Raw genomic sequence first — 15891 nt, 5'->3', positions numbered from 1 at the left:
TCGGCGGTGTGCGCGGGTCAGGCACGGTGCTCAGACCCGAGCGGAGATGCGGTCCAGGTTGCGCTCGTAGACCAGCCGGAGGCCGGTCAGCGTCAGGAACGCCTCGTGGTGGGTGATGGTGCGGCACTCGGTGACCATCAGCGGTGCCAGGCCCCCGGTGGCCAGCACCGTCACCGGCGGTCCAGCCGTGCCGAGCTCGGCGATGATTCGCCCGACCAGCCCGTCGACCTGTCCGGCGAAGCCGTAGACCACGCCGGACTGCAGGCACTCGACGGTGTTCTTGCCGATCACCGAGCGGGGCCGGACCAGCTCCACCTTGCGCAGCGCCGCGGCGCGGTTGGTGAGGGCGTCCATGGAGACCTCGATGCCCGGGGCCAGCGCCCCGCCGAGGAACTCCCCGCGGGCGGAGACCACGTCGATGTTGGTGGAGGTGCCGAAGTCGACGACGACGCAGGCGGTGCCGAACAGGTGGTGCGCGGCCAGGGTGTTGACCACCCGGTCGGCACCCACCTCCTTGGGGTTGTCCACCAGCAGCGGCACCCCGGTGCGCACCCCCGGCTGCACGATGACCTGGGGGATGCCGGCCCAGTAGCGCTCGAGCATGCTGCGCAGCTCGCGCAGCAGGGACGGCACCGTGGACAGCCCGGCCACCCCGGTGATCTCCGGCAGGTACCTGCCGATGAGCCCGCGCATGATCAGCGCCATCTCGTCAGCGGTCATCCGGGCGTCGGTGCGCATCCGCCAGTTGTGCACCAGGACCGCGTCGGCGCCGGTCCCCTCGAAGAGCCCGAGCGCGACGTTGGTGTTGCCGATGTCGACGGTGAGCAGCACCGGGCTAGACCGACAGCAGCTCGTCAGCGGGTCGACTGCCGGAGGTGAGACCGGAGCCGGCCGGGGCGTGCGCCGGGTCGGCACCGAGCTCGACGACCTGGTTGTCACTGCCCACGAAGACCACCTTGGGCTGGTACGTGCGGCACTCCTCGGCGTCCATCACCCCGTAGGAGATGAGGATGACCAGGTCGCCGGGGTGCACCAGGTGCGCGGCAGCACCGTTGATCCCGATCACGCCGCTGCCTCGCGGGCCGGGGATGACGTAGGTCTCCAGGCGGGCGCCGTTGGTGACGTCCACGATGGCCACCTGTTCACCCTCGAGGAGGTCGGCGGCATCCATCAGGTCCTGGTCGATGGTGACCGAGCCGACGTAGTGCAGGTCAGCCTGGGTGACGGTGGCGCGGTGGATCTTGGACTTCAGCATGGTGCGGAACATGGGTTTTCCTCCCGGTCAGAGCTGGTTCGCATGGTGTTCGTTGCCCAACGCCACTCCGACGTTGTCGATGAGGCGGGTGGAGCCCACCCGGGCTGCCACCAGCAGCCGACCGGCTCCGTGCTCGGGCGGCGGTCCGAGGTGCGGGTCCCGGACCTCCAGGTAGTCGACCGATATGTCCGGTTCAGTGTCGAGCACGGCACGCGCCGTGGCAACAGCTTGGGCCGCCCCGTCTCGGGCGGCGTGCGCGCCGGCCACCAGCGCGGCCGACAGCACCGTGGCCGCACGCCGCTGGTCGGCGGTGAGGTAGGCGTTGCGCGAGGACAGGGCCAGCCCGTCGGGCTCGCGGATGGTGGGCACCCCGACGACGCGGACGTCCATGTCCAGGTCGCGCACCATCTGCCGGATCAGGGTGAGCTGCTGGTAGTCCTTCTCCCCGAAGAGGGCGACGTGGGGACCGACGATGTTGAAGAGCTTGTTGACCACGGTGAGCATGCCGGCGAAGTGGGTGGGCCGCGAGACGCCCTCGAGCTCGGCGCCCAGCGGGCCGGGCACCACGGTGGTGCGAGCGCCTCCGTGCGGGTACATCTGTGCGGCCGACGGCGCGAACACCAGCTGGACGCCGGCCTCGCGGAGCAGCTCCACGTCGCGGTCCAGGGTGCGCGGGTAGGCGTCGAGGTCCTCGCCGGGCCCGAACTGCAGCGGGTTGACGAAGATGGAGACCACCACCACCGCCGCGGGCACGCACCTGGCCTCGCGCACCAGCTCCAGGTGACCGGCGTGCAGCGCGCCCATGGTGGGCACCAGGACCAGCTGGCGGCCGGTCCCCCGCAGCGCTCGGGTGACCCGCCGGAGCTCGGCCGGGTCGTGGTAGACGGTGGTCGCCGTCAGGTCGAGCGTCATGCCAGCTCCTCCAGGATTGCGCGCGCCGCGGTGGCGCTGATCAGGCCGTCCTCGCGCGCCCGCTGGGCGGTGCGCCGGGACAGGGCACGGTAGGCCGCGCCCACGCCGGCGTCGGCGTCGGTCAGCACGGCCAGGTGGGTGGCCACCGCCTCGGCGTCACCGCGGGCGACCGGGCCGGTGAGCGCGCGGTCGCCGTGGCGCAGGGCGTTGTCCAGCGCGGCGGACAGCAGCGGGGCCAGCACGCGCTCGGCTGGGGTGGTGTTGCCGGCGGTGATGGACTCCAGCACGCTGACCGCGTCACGCACCAGGGTGACCAGGTGGTTGGCGCCGTGAGCCAGGGCGGCGTGGTAGAGCGGGCGGTCGGTCTCGGCGATGCGCACCGGCTCCGCCCCCACCTCCAGCACCAGCGCCTCGGCCACCGTCCAGCCCGCGTCGTCGGCGGCGGTGACGCCGAAGCAACAGCTGGCCAGGCGGGCGGTGTCCTCGTCGCGGCCGGTGAAGGTCATCGCGGGGTGCAGGGCCAGCGGCAGCGCCCCCAGTGCGGCGAGCGGGGCGAGCACGTCCACCCCACGGGCACCGGCGGTGTGCACCACGATCTGGCCCGGGCGCACCGAGCCGGTGGCGGCCAGGCCGCGGACCAGGCCAGGCAGCTCGACGTCGGGCACGGCCAGCACCAGCAGGTCGGCGCGGGCGGCCACCTCGTCCGGCGTGGTGACCTCGGCGCTGGGCAGGCGCTGCGCGGCGCGGCGCAGCGACTGCTCGGAGATGGCGGAGGCGGCGACGACGCGGTGTCCGGAGAGCTCGAGAGCGGCACCGAGGGCAGTGCCCACCCGGCCGGCTGACACGACCCCCACCGCGAGGCGGGGCCGACCCTGGGCGCGGCGGTGCGCACCAGTGAATTCGGCTGAACTCACCGTTGTCCTCTCTGTCGTTCCAGTCCTGCTGAGCAGGTACCGGACGTCGTCGGGGCAAAGCGTAGGCCCACCCGCCGCGTCGTGGCGGCCCGAGGTGACTCGACTCACTGGGGCAGAGTTGATCTCGTGCCCCCCACCCCGCGCTGGACCGACTGGGAGCAGGCGTGGGAGCAGGCGCTGTACGGGCCCGCCGGTTTCGTGCACGCCGCCGGCCCGCCCGAGGCGCACTTCCGGACCTCGGTGCACGTGGGCACGGTGCTGGCCGAGGCAATGCTGGAGCTGCTGCGGCGCACCGACCACGCCCTGCAGCGCCCGGCCCGCCTGGACGTGGTGGATCTCGGCGCCGGTGGTGGGCAGCTGCTGGCCGCGGTGTGGGAGCTGGCCGAGCGGGACCTGCGTCGCCGGCTGCGCCCGGTGGCGGTGGACCTGCGCGCGGCGCCGCCGGGGTGGGCGCTGCCGTGGCGCTCGACCCTGCCCGCGACCATCACCGGCCTGGTGGTGGCGCACGAGTGGCTGGACGCGCTGGCCTGCCCGGTGGTGCAGCGCCACGGCGCGGTGGTGCACCGGCTGGAGGTCGCCCCCGACGGCCAGGAGCGGCTCGGCCCACCGGTGGCCGCCCCCGAGCTGGCCTGGCTGCGGCGCTGGTGGCCGCTGGCCGACGGCGAGCGCGCCGAGGTGGGCCTGCCGCGGGAGCGGGCGTGGGTGCAGGTGCGGCGGCGGTTGCGCGCCGGGGCGTCGCTGGCGGTGGACTACGGGCACGTGCGCGGCACCCGCCCGGCCGCGGGGACGCTGTCGGCCTACCGCGCGGGGCGGCAGGTGCGGCCGGTGCCCGACGGCACCTGCGACCTCACCGCCCACGTCGCGCTGGACGCGGTGGCCGCGCTCGCCCCCGGCAGCACCACCACCCAGGCCGAGGCGCTGGGGTCGCTGGCCGGGGGGACGCTGGCCGGGGGGTCGCTGGCCGGGGGGACGCCGCCGGGGCAGCCGTGGCTGCAGCAGGCCGTGCGGGCCGGGCAGCTGGCCGAGCTCACCGACCCCGACGGGCTTGGCGGTTTCGGCTGGGTGCTGCACCCCACCCACGTGGACCTGCGGCTCTAGCCTGGGGCACGATCGCGGATGTGGACCGCACCCTCACCGTCGGCATCGGCTCCGCGACCGAGCACCTCGGGGTGGACCAGGTGGTGGACCTCGGACCGCTGCACCCGGCCGCGCACGGCGCCTACCGGTTGCGCCTGCGCGTGGGTCCGGACGCGGTGGTGCGCGAGGCGGTGCCGCTGGTGGGCCACCTGCACCGTGGTGCGGAGAAGCTGTACGAGGTGCGTGACTACCGCCAGGTGATGGCGCTGGCCAACCGGCACGACTGGTGGGCGGCCTTCGCCAACGAGCTGCTGGTGGCGCACGCCGTGGAGCAGATGACCGGCATGACGCCGCCGCCGCGGGCGGTGCAGCTGCGGGTGCTGCTGTGCGAGCTCACCCGCGCCATGGCCCACCTGGGCTTCCTGACCCCGCTGACCCGCGACCCCACCGCACCCGGCACCAACACCGCCGGCACCGACGCCGCAGTGGCAGGGCGCGAGGCGCTGCAGCGGGTGCTGGAGGAAGCCTCCGGCGGGCGCATCCACTTCATGGCCAACCGGGTGGGTGGGCTGCGCGAGGACGTGCCCGCCGCCTGGTTCGACCACGTCGCCGCCGCGCTGGACACGGTGACCACCGCCGCGGCAGCCATCAGCGCGTGCACCGTCGAGGACGCGGAGTTCGTGGGCAGGCACACCGGGGTGGGGGTGCTGAGCCTGGCCGACGCCACCGCACTGGGCGTGAGCGGTCCGGTGGGGCGGGCCAGCGGCCTGGACGTGGACCTGCGCCGCGACGACCCCGCGCCCGGCTACGACCAGCTCGCCCCGCTGCGCACCATCACCCGCACCACCGGCGACGCCCTGGCCCGGGTGGCCTGCCAGCTGGACGAGGTGACCCTGGCGGTGCAGCTGGCCCGGCAGTGCCTGGTCGACGTCCCCGACGGGCCGGTGAACGTGCGCCTGCCCAGCACCATCGCCCCGCCGGAGGGCTCGGTGTACGTGTGGGGCGAGGCACCGCTGGGCATCGCCGGGGTGCACCTGGTGTCGCGCGGCGAGCGCACTCCCTGGCGGCTGCGGCTGCGCACCGCGTCGTTCAACAACGTGCAGGCGCTGTCGTGCCTGCTGCCCGGGACGTCGCTGGAGCACCTGCCGGTCGCGCTGGCCTCGTTCGCCGTGGTGGTCGGCGACATCGACAAGTAGCGGTGGCGGCTGGTGCTCAGTCGCCGGTGCGGCGGCGGCGACGGCCACCGGGGACAGAGCCGCCGTAGGCCGCGATCAGCTCGGTGACCGACCGGCCCGCCGAGTGCGCCCCGTCCGGCTCGTCGGTGGAGGGCTCCGCGGTGGTGGGCTCGTCGGTGGCGGGCTCCGCGGTGGTGGGCTCGTCGGTGGCGGGCTCCGCGCTGGTGTCCAGGTCTGCGGTGTCCAGGTCTGCGGTGTCCAGGTCGGCGGGGTCCAGGTCTGCGGCCGGCTCGGCGGACCACCCCGGCTCGGTCGGCTCGGAGTACTCGGTGGGCTCGACGTCCACCACGTCGTCGTCGATGCCCACGCCGTGGGCCTCCAGCGTCGCCGGTCCGGTGGTGAGCAGCGTGGTGTCGCCGCGGGAGAGCACCCGGGTGGACTCCGCGTGCAGCGACACCCGCTCCACCAGCATCTGGCCGTCGAACAGCGCCGAGAGCGTCTCGCGCAGCGCCCTGATCTCCGCGCGCAGCTCAGCCAGCTCGTCGGTGGCCTCCGCCCGCACCTGCTCGCTGATCTCCGCGCGCAAGGTGCGCTGCAGCACCAGCTGCTGCTCCTGGCGGGCGTTCAGCTCACGGGCCAGCTCCAGCTCGTAGATCTTCTGCTGCTCGTCTGCTCGCGCGTCGCTCAGCGCCGCCTCCCGGCGGTACCGGGTGAGGGCGATGCCGCACAGCATGGCCACCCAGGCCAGCACCACGACCGCCAGCCGCAGCAGCGGGGCCGAGCTGGAGAACACCAGCAGCGCACTGCCGGCCACGGCGAGCACGAGGGCCGCTCCCAGCGCGAGCTGGGCGGGGGTGCGAGCCGGGGCGCCGGCTGCGGCACGGGGGTGTGCGCGGTCGGCGAGCTGCGTCATGCGCGTGACGATACCTGCGGGAGAAGCGATTTGGGCTTGAGAAGTGGCTGGCAGCGGGCTTGGGCCGGTCAGTCGTCGCGGTCGTCGGGGCGGGCCGGCTCGTCGTCGTGCGGCGTCCGGCAGCACTGCTCCAGCCACAGCGCCGCGGCCACCAGCAGCAGCGAGCTGACCACGCCGATGGCTGCGCCGGGCAGGTCCTGGGCCGCCGCGGTGAGCACGGCGCGGTTCTGCGCGGTGTAGAGCAACAGCCCGCCCCACAGCCCGGCCATCAGCGACCCCACCAGGGACGACGCCTTGGCCAGCGCCACCGAGCGGGCGGCCATCAGCGGATCGAGCAGCCGGGCGTCGTCGCGGCGCTCGCCCCGGCGCTGGATGCGCGAGCGCAGCACGAAGGCCAGCACCAGCTCGGCGACGGCCAGCGCCAGCAGGGTGAGCCCGGCGAAGCGGGGCAGCGGGGGGATGGAGCCGTAGCTGGTGCGCACCAGCAGCCAGCTCGCCAGCGCGGCCACCACCAGGATGGTCAACAGGTCCTGCCAGCGGGTGAACCTCACGCCAGCACCAGCCGCTGGTCGTCGCTGCGGTGCACCCCGGCGCGCTCGGCGGCGGGCAGGGCGGCCAGCAGGTCGGCGACCGGGCCACGGCCGGTGAGCACCGCGGCAGGGTCGACCTCCAGCCAGGGCAGCAGCACGAAGGCCCGCTCGTGGGCACGTGGGTGGGGCAGCAGCAGCCGGGGGTCGTCGCTGTGCAACCCGTCGCAGTCCAGCACGTCGACGTCCAGGCTGCGCGGGCCCCAGTGCTGCACCCGCTCGCGGTGTGCGCGGGCCTCCAGCTGCTGGCCCCGCCGGAGCCAGCCCCAGCAGTCGGTGCCGGCGTCGGAGACCAGCAGCACGGCGTTGAGGAAGTCCGCCTGCTCCACCCCGCCCCACGGAGCGGTGACGTACACCGAGGAACAGGCGGTGACGGCGGGGCCGAGCTCGTCCAGCACCAGCTGCAGGTGAGCGAGCCGGTCGCCGAGGTTGGAGCCGATGGACAGCACCGCGGTGCTCACGGCTGCACCGGCCCGCGGGTGCGGTGCACCACCACGGCCACGTCGGCGAAGGTCAGCGGGATGGGCGCCGACGGCTTGTGCAGGCGCACCTGCACCCCGCGCACCCGCGGGTCGCCGGCCAGCACCGCCTCGGCGATCTCGTGGGCGACCGTCTCGATGAGGTCGCGGCTGGGTCCGGCCACCACGCTCGCTGCCTGCTGGGCCAGCGCGCCGTAGTCGAGGGTGTCGGCCAGGTCGTCGGTGCGCGCAGCCGGGGCGAGGTCGGCCCACACGGTGAGGTCGACCAGGAAGTCCTGGCCGTCGCGCTTCTCGTGGGCGAACACGCCGTGGTTGCCCCGCACCCGCAGGCCGGTCAGCTCGATGCGGTCGCCGTCGGCGCTGGGAGCGCTCATGCGGTGGCCGAGCCTCGTTGCCAGGCGCCGGCCACGGCCACCGCGTCCACCGAGGCCTGCACGTCGTGCACCCGCACGCCCCAGGCGCCGTGGGTGGCCGCCAGCGCGCTGAGCACCGCGGTGGCCACCTCCCGGCCGGCGGCCGGGCGCGGGGTGCCGTCAGCGTCGGCCAGCAGCGCACCCAGAAACCGCTTGCGAGAGGCGCCGACCAACACGGGCAGCCCGGTGGCGACGAAGTCAGGCAGCGCGCGCAGCAGCGCCCAGTTGTGGTCACCGGTCTTGGCGAAGCCCAGGCCGGGGTCGATGACCAGCCGGCTGGGGTCCACCCCGGCCCGCACCGCCTCCTCCACCCGGGCCATCAGCTCGGTCCGCACGTCGGCCACCACGTCGTCGTAGGTGGCCAGCTGGGCCATGGTGTCGCTGTGCGCCCGCCAGTGCATCAGCACCCAGGTGGCGCCGGTCTCGGCCACCACCCGGGCCATGTCCGGGTCGGCCTTGCCGCCGGAGACGTCGTTGATGATGGTGGCGCCCGCGGCGACGGCGGCCGCGGCGACGCTGGCGCGCATGGTGTCCACGCTCACCGGCACACCCTCGGCGCACAGCGCCGCCACCACGGGAACCACCCGCTCGGTCTCGGCCGCGGCGTCCACCCGCTGCGCACCGGGCCGGGTGGACTCCCCGCCGACGTCGACCACGTCCGCACCGGCACGGCGCAGCTCCACGCCGTGCGCGATCGCCGCACCCCGGTCGAGGTAGCGGCCACCGTCGGAGAACGAGTCGGAGGTGACGTTGAGGATGCCCATCACCTGGCAGCGCTGCCCGGCGGTGCTCGTGGCGAAGGTCATCGGCCGCGGATCAGCGACAGCGCCTCCGCGCGGGAGGGCGCCGAGGTCTTGAACTGCCCGCGCACCGCCGAGGTGGTGGTGGTGGAACCAGGCTTGCGGATGCCGCGCATGGCCATGCACAGGTGCTCGGCCTCCATCACCACGATCACCCCACGCGGGTCGAGGCGGCGCATCAGCGCGTCGGCCACCTGACCGGTGAGCCGCTCCTGCACCTGGGGCCGCTTGGCGTAGAGGTCCACCACGCGCGCCAGCTTGGACAGGCCGGTGACGCGGCCGTGGTGGCCGGGGATGTAGCCGACGTGGGCCACCCCGTGGAAGGGCACCAGGTGGTGCTCGCAGGTGGAGTACATCGGGATGTCCTTGACCAGCACCAGCTCGTCGTGGCCCTCGTCGAAGGTGGTGGCCAGCACCTCGTCGGGGTCGGTGTAGAGGCCGGCGAACATCTCCCGGTACGCGCGGGCCACCCGTTCCGGCGTCTCCTTGAGCCCGGCGCGGTCGGGGTCCTCCCCCACCGCGAGCAGCAGCTCGCGCACCGCGTTGGCCGCGCGGACGTGGTCGAAGGTGTCACTCCCCGGCACCGCGGGCCCCCTCACCGGCACGGCAGGCGACTCGGCAGGGACAGGGGTGGGCACGTCGGGCCTCCAAGTTCGATCGGCTGTCAGCAACGGTCCCCCGGACCAGCACCACGACCATCAGTCGCGGCGGTGCTGGGCTCCCCCACCGTCGCCGGCGTCGCCCTGCCCCCCGTTGCCCTCGGGGGCATCGTAGTAGCCGTTGCCGGCGGGCTGGCCGTTGTCCTGCCGGCCCTGCCCCTGGTCGCCGTAACCCTGGTCGCCATGACCCTGGTTCCCGTAGCCCGGGGTCGCCGGCTGCTGTGCGTCGCCCTGCCACGGCCCGTTCGGCTGGGGACGGTCGTTGCCTCGCTGCGGGGGCCAGCCGGGGGCCGACCACCCGGGAGGGGCGCCGTAGTCCGGGCGGGAGCCGCTGCGCGGCGGCGAGCTATAGCCGCCGGGCGAGCTGCCGTAGGAACCCTGGTTTCCGGGAGAGCCCTGGTTGCCGTAGGAGCCCTGGTTGCCCTGCCCCCACTGGCCGGTCTGGCCGCCCTGGTTGGGGTAGCCGCCCTGGTTGCTCTGCTGGCCGTAGCTGCCGGCACCCACCGGCTCCGTCTGCTTGCGGAAGTACGGCTCCGGCGGGGCCGGGGGCCACGGCTCGCCGCGCTCCATCGCCAGCTCGCCCGGAGTCTTCACCGGCGGCTTGTCCGAGGGGGTGCGTCCACCGAAGTCGTTGAACGCAGTGATCCGCGGACGCTTCTGCACGTCGGCGAAGACCCGCTGCAGGTCCTTGCGGTTGAGCGTCTCGGTCTCCAGCAGCTCTGCGGCCAGCTCGTCGAGCACGTCCCGGTAGGTGTTCAGGATCTCCCACGCCTCGGTGTGCGCGGCCTCGATGAGCGCCCGCACCTCCTCGTCGATCTCGTGGGCGACCTCGAGGGAGTAGTCGCTCTGGGTGCCCATGGTGCGGCCCAGGAAGGGGTCGCCCTGCTCCTGGCCGTAGCGCACCGCGCCGAGGCGCGAGCTCATGCCGTACTCGGTGACCATGGCGCGGGCGATCTTGGTGGCCTGGTCGATGTCCGACGACGCTCCGGTGGTGGGCTCGTGGAAGACCAGCTCCTCGGCGGCGCGGCCACCCATGGCCATCACCAGCCGAGCCAGCATCTCCGAGCGGGTCATCAGGCCCTTGTCGTCCTCGGGCACGGCCAGGGCGTGGCCGCCGGTGCGCCCGCGGGCCAGGATCGTCACCTTGTACACCGGCTCGATGTCCGGCATCGCCCACGCAGCCAGCGCGTGACCACCCTCGTGGTAGGCGGTGATCTTCTTCTCGTGCTCGCTGATGATGCGGCTCTTGCGGCGGGGCCCGCCGATGACGCGGTCGACCGACTCCTCCAGCGCGGCGCCGGTGATGACGTTGCCGTTCTCGCGCGCGGTGAGCAGGGCCGCCTCGTTGAGGACGTTGGCCAGGTCGGCGCCGGACATGCCCACGGTGCGCTTGGCCAGGCCGTCCAGGTCGGCGTCGCCGGCGATCGGCTTGCCCGCGGAGTGCACCCTGAGGATCGCGCGGCGCCCGGCCAGGTCGGGTGCGGCCACCGGGATCTGCCGGTCGAAGCGACCCGGGCGCAGCAGCGCGGGGTCGAGGATGTCGGGCCGGTTGGTGGCGGCGATGAGGATGACGCCAGTGCGGGCACCGAAGCCGTCCATCTCCACCAGCAGCTGGTTCAGGGTCTGCTCCCGCTCGTCGTGGCCGCCGCCCATGCCGGCGCCGCGCTGGCGGCCGACCGCGTCGATCTCGTCCACGAAGATGATGCAGGGGCTGTTCTGCTTGGCCTGCTCGAACAGGTCACGCACCCGGGAGGCACCGACACCGACGAACATCTCCACGAAGTCCGAGCCGGAGATGGTGAAGAAGGGCACGCCCGCCTCGCCGGCGACGGCCCGAGCCAGCAGCGTCTTGCCGGTTCCGGGCGGACCGTAGAGCAGCACGCCCTTGGGGATCTTGGCGCCCAGGGCCTGGTAGCGGCCCGGGTTCTGCAGGAAGTCCTTGATCTCGTAGAGCTCCTCCACCGCCTCGTCGGCACCGGCGACGTCGGCGAAGGTGGTCTTGGGAGTGTCCTTGCTCAGCTGCTTGGCCTTGGACTTGCCAAAGCCCATCACGCCGCCGCGGCCGCCGCCCTGCATGCGGTTCATGACGAAGAACAGCAGACCCATGATCAGCAGGATCGGCAGCATGAACGACAGGATCGAGACCAGGAAGCTCTGCTGGGTGACCGTGGTGGAGTAGCTGGCGAGCCGGGCGTCCTGGACGTCGTTGAAGATCTCCTCCGCCGCACCCGAGGGGTACTTGGTGATGATCTTCTCGTCGCCGTCGACGGGCTGCTTCAGGGTCAGCCGCAGCTGCTGCTCGCGGTCGTCGATCTGGGCGGACTCGGCGTTGCCGTCGGCGAGCTGCTGCAGCGCCACCGAGGTGTCCACCGACTTGTAGCCCCGGGTGTTGTCGCCGAAGTAGCTGAACGCGAAGATGACCAGCAGGACACCGGCAACGATGGCCAGGGTGCGGTACAAAGGCTTACGTGTCATACAGCTGCGGCCGGTGCGGCCTCGTCCTTCCAGGAGCCAGGATCTCCGGAGACATCCAGAGAGATTCCCAGGCTACCTTGATGGCGGGAACCTGACATTTCAGTCGCTGTACACCTTGGGGTCCAGGGTGCCGATGTAGGGCAGGTCGCGGTAGCGCTCGGCGTAGTCCAGGCCGTAGCCCACGACGAACTCGTTGGGGATCTCGAAGCCGACGTGCGCGACGTCGACCGCGGCGCGCACCGCGTCGGGCTTGCGCAGCAGGGTGCACACCTGCAGCGAGGCGGGGTTGCGCGAGGCGAGGTTGCGCAGCAGCCACGACAGCGTCAGCCCAGAGTCGATGATGTCCTCCACGATGAGCACCCGGCGGCCGGTGATGTCGCGGTCGAGGTCCTTGAGGATGCGCACCACGCCCGAGGACGAGGTGGCCGAGCCGTAGGAGCTGACGGCCATGAACTCCAGCTGCACCGGCACCGGCAGGATGCGGGCGAGGTCTGTCATGAACATCACGGCACCCTTGAGCACCCCCACCAGCACCAGGTCGTCAGCGGCGTCCGCCGGCTCGTTGGCGGCAATGGCCGCGGCGAGCTCGTGGGTCCGCTCGCGGATGCGCTCCTCGGAGATCAGCACCGAAGAGATATCGCCCTCATACACCGCGTCGACTCCTTGGCTGTTCGTGTGAGACTTGTTGGGCTGCAGGTTCTTCGCCTGCGAACGGCGCGGATCCGGCCTGCCGGGGGGCGCGAACCGTCTCCGACCGCGCCGGCTGGGACTGCACCGAGAGCCTGCCATGCCGGCGCGACACCACCAAGTGGCCACCGACGGAGACCCCGCCCTGCCCGCGCCACGCGCCCAGCAGCTCGTCGGCCCAGCGCAGCTGGCGGTCGGTGAGCGCGGTGGCGCCGTGTGCGGTGAGCCACTGCCGCAGCACCCGGCGGCGGAGGGCGGCCGGGGCGGGGGTGAGCACCTCGGCATCCAGCTCGGGCCCGCGCAGCGCCTGGGTGGCCAGCTCGGCAGCCAGGGCGTCGAGGGCGTCGCAGTCCTCGCGCAGCTGGGTGGCGGTGCGCCCCAGCGCCTCGGCCACGCCGCCGGCGAGCACGTCCTCCAGCAGCGGCAGCACCTCGTGGCGCAGCCGCACGCGGGTGAAGCCTGGGTCGTCGTTGTGCGGGTCGTGGTGCGGGTGCAGCCCCAGCGCCTGGCACGCCGCCAGGGTGACGCCACGGTGCACGCCCAGCAGCGGGCGACCCCACGGCGCGTCCCAGGGCCGCATGCCGGCCACCGAGCGCGGCCCCGAGCCACGGCCCAGCCCCAGCAGCACGGTCTCGGCCTGGTCGTCGAGGGTGTGCCCCAGCAGCATGGGTGAGCCGGCGGTGCGCAGCGCCTGGTAGCGCGCGCGGCGGGCGGCGGCCTCGAGCCCGCCGGTGCCCACCACCTCCACGGTGCGCACCTGCACCTCGGCGGCACCCAGGGCGCGCGCCTGTGCCGCGGCGGTGGCGGCGGTGCGGGCGCTGTCCGGCTGCAGCTGGTGGTCGACCACCAGCACGCTCACCCGTGGCGCCTCGTGCACGGCGGCGGCGGTGAGCGCCAGGGAGTCGGCGCCGCCGGAGCAGGCCACCACCACCGGGGCCTGCGGGGCGTGCTCGGCCAGCCAGCGGCGCACCGCCACCCGGGTCTCCGCGACGGCCGGGTCCGGCCCCCTCATGCCAGCACCCGGTTGATCCAGCGCTGCGGGTCGGTGATCTCGGCGTCCACCGGCAGTGCGGCGGCGCTGGACCACACCTGGTTGAACCCGGCCATGCCCTCGCGGCCCACCACGTGCTCGACGAAGACCTTGCCCCGCTCGTACTGGGCGATCTTGGCGTCGATGCCGAGCAGCGCCCGGAGCACCCGCTGCACCGGGTTGGCCGGGCGGGCGCGACGCCGGTCGAAGCCAGCACGGATGTGGCGCACCGAGGGCACCACCGCGGGCCCGACGGCGTCCATCACGTGGTCGGCGTGGCCCTCCAGCAGGGTGCCCAGTGCCATCAGCTTCTGCAGGGCCTCCCGCTGGGGTGGCGCCTGCAGCGCGCCGAGCAGCCCCACCACCCCGTCCGGGCCGGTGCCCTCCCGCGCCACCGAGCGCAGCACTCCGCTGAGCCGGCCGGCCAGCTCGCCCAGTGGCGCGTCCAGGCCCGTGGTCAGGGTGGTGACGGTGGCGGCCATGTGGTCCACCAGCCACGGGGTGGCGGTGAACTGCACCCGGTGGGTCACCTCGTGCAGGCACACCCACAGCCGGAAGTCGGCGGGGTCGACCTGCAGGGCGCGCTCGGTGGCCACCACGTTGGGCGCCACCAGGAGCAGGGAGCCGCCGCCGACCGGGTCGTCGTCGGCGCCGGTGGCCGGGGCGAACGGGTCGTACTGGCCGAGCACGGCCGAGGCCAGGTACGACAGCACCACCCCCACCTGCAGGCCCGCGGTGCGTCCGGACAACCCGGGGCCCGGGCCGCCCGGACGCACGGCGGTACCGGTCAGCGCGCCCATCGAGGTGGCGGCCGCGGCGGCCCAGCGCGGCCGGTCCAGGACCTGGGCGGCGGGCACGGGCACGCCGTCGGCCAGGCCGGTGACCGCACGCACCGGGAGCTCGGCACGGCCGGCGGCGTCGTGCAGCTCGGCGACGACCTCGGTGGCCTGCTGGGGGCTGACGACCGGGCCGGGGCGGACCAGCCGCTGGGCCGTGCGGCCCGCGAGCCGCCAGTCCACCACCGGGGCCTGGGCGGTCATCGGCAGCCGCAGGTCCGCAGGGTGGCCGCGATGGCGTCGAGGGCGGGGCGGGTGTCCGCGGTGGCCGCGCCGTTGGCGATCAGGGCGAAGGTCAGCACCCGGCCGTCGACGTCGGTGACGGTTCCAGCGAGGGAGTTCACCCCCGTCAGTGTGCCCGTCTTGGCCCGCACCCACCCGGCGCCGGTCTTGGCGACGGGGCCGCCGTAGCGGTCGGTCAGCGTGCCGCTCACCCCGGCCACGGGCAGGGAGGCGAGGATCGGGCGCAGCGCGTCCGCGTGCGGGCCGTTGCCCGCGGCCATCCGCACCACGTCGGCCAGCACCCGCGCCGGCGCACGGTTGAGGATGGAGAGGCCACTGGTGTCCTGCATGATCAGGCTGTTGGTGTTGACGCCCACCTCGGACAGCGTCGTGGCCACGGCCGATGCCGCCCCCACGAAGGACTGGGGCTGACCCTTGGCGGCGGCGATCTCCCGGCCCAGCGCCTCGGCGACCACGTTGTCGGACCGCTCGGTGAGCTGCTGGATGCGGATCCGCAGCGGCGCCGAGCTGACCACGGCCAGCTCCTGCGCCCCGGGTGCGGCCACCCCGGCGGTCACCGCCTGCGCGGGCACGCCCAGCCGCTGGGCGAAGACCCGGGCGGTGTCCAGGGCGGGGGTCGCCGAGCGCGGCGACTCCTCCTTGCTCGGGTCGAGCCGGCCCCCCTCCAGCATCAGCGGCTCCATCGGCGCGATGTAGCCCTCGCCGACGTCGGCGCCGATCCAGCCGGTGGCCAGCGGCGGGCCGGCGTACGCGCTCGTGTCCACCACCACCGAGGACACCTGGATGCCCTTGGCCCGCACCTGGTTGACCAGGTCGTCCAGGTGCGCCGCCTGCGGGTAGTACCCCTGGGTGCCCACCGGGGCTGCGGTGAGGGTGACGTCACCGCCGCCCACCAGCACCACCTGGCCGGGCACCGCAGAGCTCATCACCCGGGTCTGCACGGTGTGGTCCGGGCCCAGCGCCAGCAGCGCGCCGGCCACGGTCAGCACCTTGGAGGTGGAGGCGGGCAGCTGCGGCACGTCGGGGCTGGACTGCCACAGCACGGCGCCGGTCTCGGCGTCGTCCACCCGCCCGGTCAGCGTGCCCAGCGAGGGATCGGTGACCAGCGGGGCGAGCGTGGCGGCCAGCCCGGCTGGGGTGGGGATCGGGGCGTCGGAGGACGCAGGCTTGATCTGCGGGCTGACCTGGACCGGCGCCGGCGGGGCACTGGTGCCCGCCGCCGAAGCCGTGCTGGAGTCCCGGTCGGAGGTGCGCACGACCACCAGGACGGCGATCACCACCACCAGCACCACGAGGACCAGTCCGGCGGCTTGCCGGAGCGCCCGTCTACGCCGCACGAACCCACCTCTCACACCTGGGCCGCGCCGTTTGCCGACCTGCTTCACCGTTCGGCGACCCTGGTACGTCAGACTAGCGTCGAGAAGTCACATCCCAGT

Annotated in this window: 17 protein-coding genes; 2 read left to right on the top strand and 15 right to left on the bottom strand. The window is 73.9% G+C overall.

Annotated features, from left to right (window positions below):
- Positions 1 to 30: 30 nt before the first annotated feature.
- The 4 genes from AC3YO9_RS06320 to AC3YO9_RS06305 are packed head-to-tail and all read right to left on the bottom strand — an operon-like array spanning position 31 to position 3081.
- On the bottom strand, positions 31 to 831 hold the full coding sequence (locus AC3YO9_RS06320) for a type III pantothenate kinase (protein ID WP_489982504.1): 801 nt from the start codon (positions 829 to 831) through the stop codon (positions 31 to 33).
- Positions 832 to 835: 4 nt separating this feature from the next.
- Positions 836 to 1267: an aspartate 1-decarboxylase gene (panD, locus tag AC3YO9_RS06315; RefSeq protein ID WP_127781847.1), complete on the bottom strand. Its 432-nt coding sequence runs from the start codon at positions 1265 to 1267 to the stop codon at positions 836 to 838.
- 15 nt (positions 1268 to 1282) lie between these two features.
- A complete protein-coding gene (gene panC / locus AC3YO9_RS06310) occupies positions 1283 to 2167 on the bottom strand; it encodes a pantoate--beta-alanine ligase (RefSeq protein WP_489982503.1) in 885 nt (294 codons plus the stop codon).
- Positions 2164 to 3081 (bottom strand): Rossmann-like and DUF2520 domain-containing protein, encoded by a 918-nt coding sequence (locus AC3YO9_RS06305; RefSeq protein ID WP_489982502.1) that lies wholly within the window; start codon positions 3079 to 3081, stop codon positions 2164 to 2166. Before AC3YO9_RS06305 ends, panC begins: the two co-directional genes overlap by 4 nt.
- 126 nt (positions 3082 to 3207) lie before the next feature.
- Here AC3YO9_RS06305 and AC3YO9_RS06300 point away from each other — a divergent pair, with 126 nt between their 5' ends.
- Positions 3208 to 4179: an SAM-dependent methyltransferase gene (locus AC3YO9_RS06300; protein ID WP_489982501.1), complete on the top strand. Its 972-nt coding sequence runs from the start codon at positions 3208 to 3210 to the stop codon at positions 4177 to 4179.
- A gap of 20 nt (positions 4180 to 4199) precedes the next feature.
- On the top strand, positions 4200 to 5354 hold the full coding sequence (locus AC3YO9_RS06295; RefSeq protein WP_489982500.1) for an NADH-quinone oxidoreductase subunit D-related protein: 1155 nt from the start codon (positions 4200 to 4202) through the stop codon (positions 5352 to 5354).
- Between the two features lie 16 nt (positions 5355 to 5370).
- Here AC3YO9_RS06295 and AC3YO9_RS06290 read toward each other — a convergent pair whose 3' ends face one another.
- From AC3YO9_RS06290 to dacB, 11 genes are all read right to left on the bottom strand, one after another.
- Positions 5371 to 6246, bottom strand: coding sequence for a DUF6779 domain-containing protein (locus AC3YO9_RS06290; protein WP_489982499.1), 876 nt, complete (start codon positions 6244 to 6246; stop codon positions 5371 to 5373).
- A gap of 68 nt (positions 6247 to 6314) precedes the next feature.
- Positions 6315 to 6797, bottom strand: coding sequence for a DUF3180 domain-containing protein (locus tag AC3YO9_RS06285; protein ID WP_127781842.1), 483 nt, complete (start codon positions 6795 to 6797; stop codon positions 6315 to 6317).
- Complete coding sequence (gene folK, locus AC3YO9_RS06280) at positions 6794 to 7294, bottom strand: 2-amino-4-hydroxy-6-hydroxymethyldihydropteridine diphosphokinase (RefSeq protein ID WP_489982498.1); 501 nt, start codon at positions 7292 to 7294, stop codon at positions 6794 to 6796. Before folK ends, AC3YO9_RS06285 begins: the two co-directional genes overlap by 4 nt.
- Positions 7291 to 7686: a dihydroneopterin aldolase gene (gene folB / locus AC3YO9_RS06275; RefSeq protein WP_489982497.1), complete on the bottom strand. Its 396-nt coding sequence runs from the start codon at positions 7684 to 7686 to the stop codon at positions 7291 to 7293. Before folB ends, folK begins: the two co-directional genes overlap by 4 nt.
- Positions 7683 to 8531: a dihydropteroate synthase gene (gene folP / locus AC3YO9_RS06270; protein WP_489982496.1), complete on the bottom strand. Its 849-nt coding sequence runs from the start codon at positions 8529 to 8531 to the stop codon at positions 7683 to 7685. The genes folB and folP overlap by 4 nt, the downstream gene beginning before the upstream one ends.
- Positions 8528 to 9109: a GTP cyclohydrolase I FolE gene (gene folE, locus AC3YO9_RS06265; protein ID WP_241249613.1), complete on the bottom strand. Its 582-nt coding sequence runs from the start codon at positions 9107 to 9109 to the stop codon at positions 8528 to 8530. The genes folP and folE overlap by 4 nt, the downstream gene beginning before the upstream one ends.
- Before the next feature lie 114 nt (positions 9110 to 9223).
- Positions 9224 to 11659, bottom strand: a complete 2436-nt coding sequence (gene ftsH / locus AC3YO9_RS06260; protein ID WP_489982495.1) for an ATP-dependent zinc metalloprotease FtsH — start codon at positions 11657 to 11659, stop codon at positions 9224 to 9226.
- A gap of 99 nt (positions 11660 to 11758) precedes the next feature.
- Positions 11759 to 12310 carry a hypoxanthine phosphoribosyltransferase gene (gene hpt / locus AC3YO9_RS06255; RefSeq protein ID WP_127781838.1) on the bottom strand — a complete coding sequence of 184 codons (552 nt, stop codon included), beginning with the start codon at positions 12308 to 12310 and terminating at the stop codon, positions 11759 to 11761.
- Complete coding sequence (gene tilS, locus AC3YO9_RS06250; protein ID WP_489982494.1) at positions 12303 to 13358, bottom strand: tRNA lysidine(34) synthetase TilS; 1056 nt, start codon at positions 13356 to 13358, stop codon at positions 12303 to 12305. The genes hpt and tilS overlap by 8 nt, the downstream gene beginning before the upstream one ends.
- Entirely contained in the window at positions 13355 to 14416 is a 1062-nt protein-coding gene (locus tag AC3YO9_RS06245) for a zinc-dependent metalloprotease (RefSeq protein ID WP_489982493.1), read from the bottom strand. Before AC3YO9_RS06245 ends, tilS begins: the two co-directional genes overlap by 4 nt.
- Positions 14413 to 15792, bottom strand: coding sequence for a D-alanyl-D-alanine carboxypeptidase/D-alanyl-D-alanine endopeptidase (dacB, locus tag AC3YO9_RS06240; protein WP_489982492.1), 1380 nt, complete (start codon positions 15790 to 15792; stop codon positions 14413 to 14415). Before dacB ends, AC3YO9_RS06245 begins: the two co-directional genes overlap by 4 nt.
- Positions 15793 to 15891 lie beyond the last annotated feature (99 nt).

Source organism: Rhodococcus sp. Z6_132, from assembly GCF_058133635.1.
The sequence above is the reverse complement of the archived record's forward strand: the minus strand, read 5'-3'. Positions and strand labels throughout refer to the sequence as shown.

Coding starts and splice junctions, on each gene's coding strand:
- AC3YO9_RS06290 (WP_489982499.1), bottom strand. CDS start 6,246: ATGACGCAGCTCGCCGACCGCGCACACCCCCGTGCCGCAGCCGGCGCC.
- AC3YO9_RS06245 (WP_489982493.1), bottom strand. CDS start 14,416: ATGACCGCCCAGGCCCCGGTGGTGGACTGGCGGCTCGCGGGCCGCACG.
- folP (WP_489982496.1), bottom strand. CDS start 8,531: ATGACCTTCGCCACGAGCACCGCCGGGCAGCGCTGCCAGGTGATGGGC.
- tilS (WP_489982494.1), bottom strand. CDS start 13,358: ATGAGGGGGCCGGACCCGGCCGTCGCGGAGACCCGGGTGGCGGTGCGC.
- ftsH (WP_489982495.1), bottom strand. CDS start 11,659: ATGACACGTAAGCCTTTGTACCGCACCCTGGCCATCGTTGCCGGTGTC.
- folB (WP_489982497.1), bottom strand. CDS start 7,686: ATGAGCGCTCCCAGCGCCGACGGCGACCGCATCGAGCTGACCGGCCTG.
- panD (WP_127781847.1), bottom strand. CDS start 1,267: ATGTTCCGCACCATGCTGAAGTCCAAGATCCACCGCGCCACCGTCACC.
- panC (WP_489982503.1), bottom strand. CDS start 2,167: ATGACGCTCGACCTGACGGCGACCACCGTCTACCACGACCCGGCCGAG.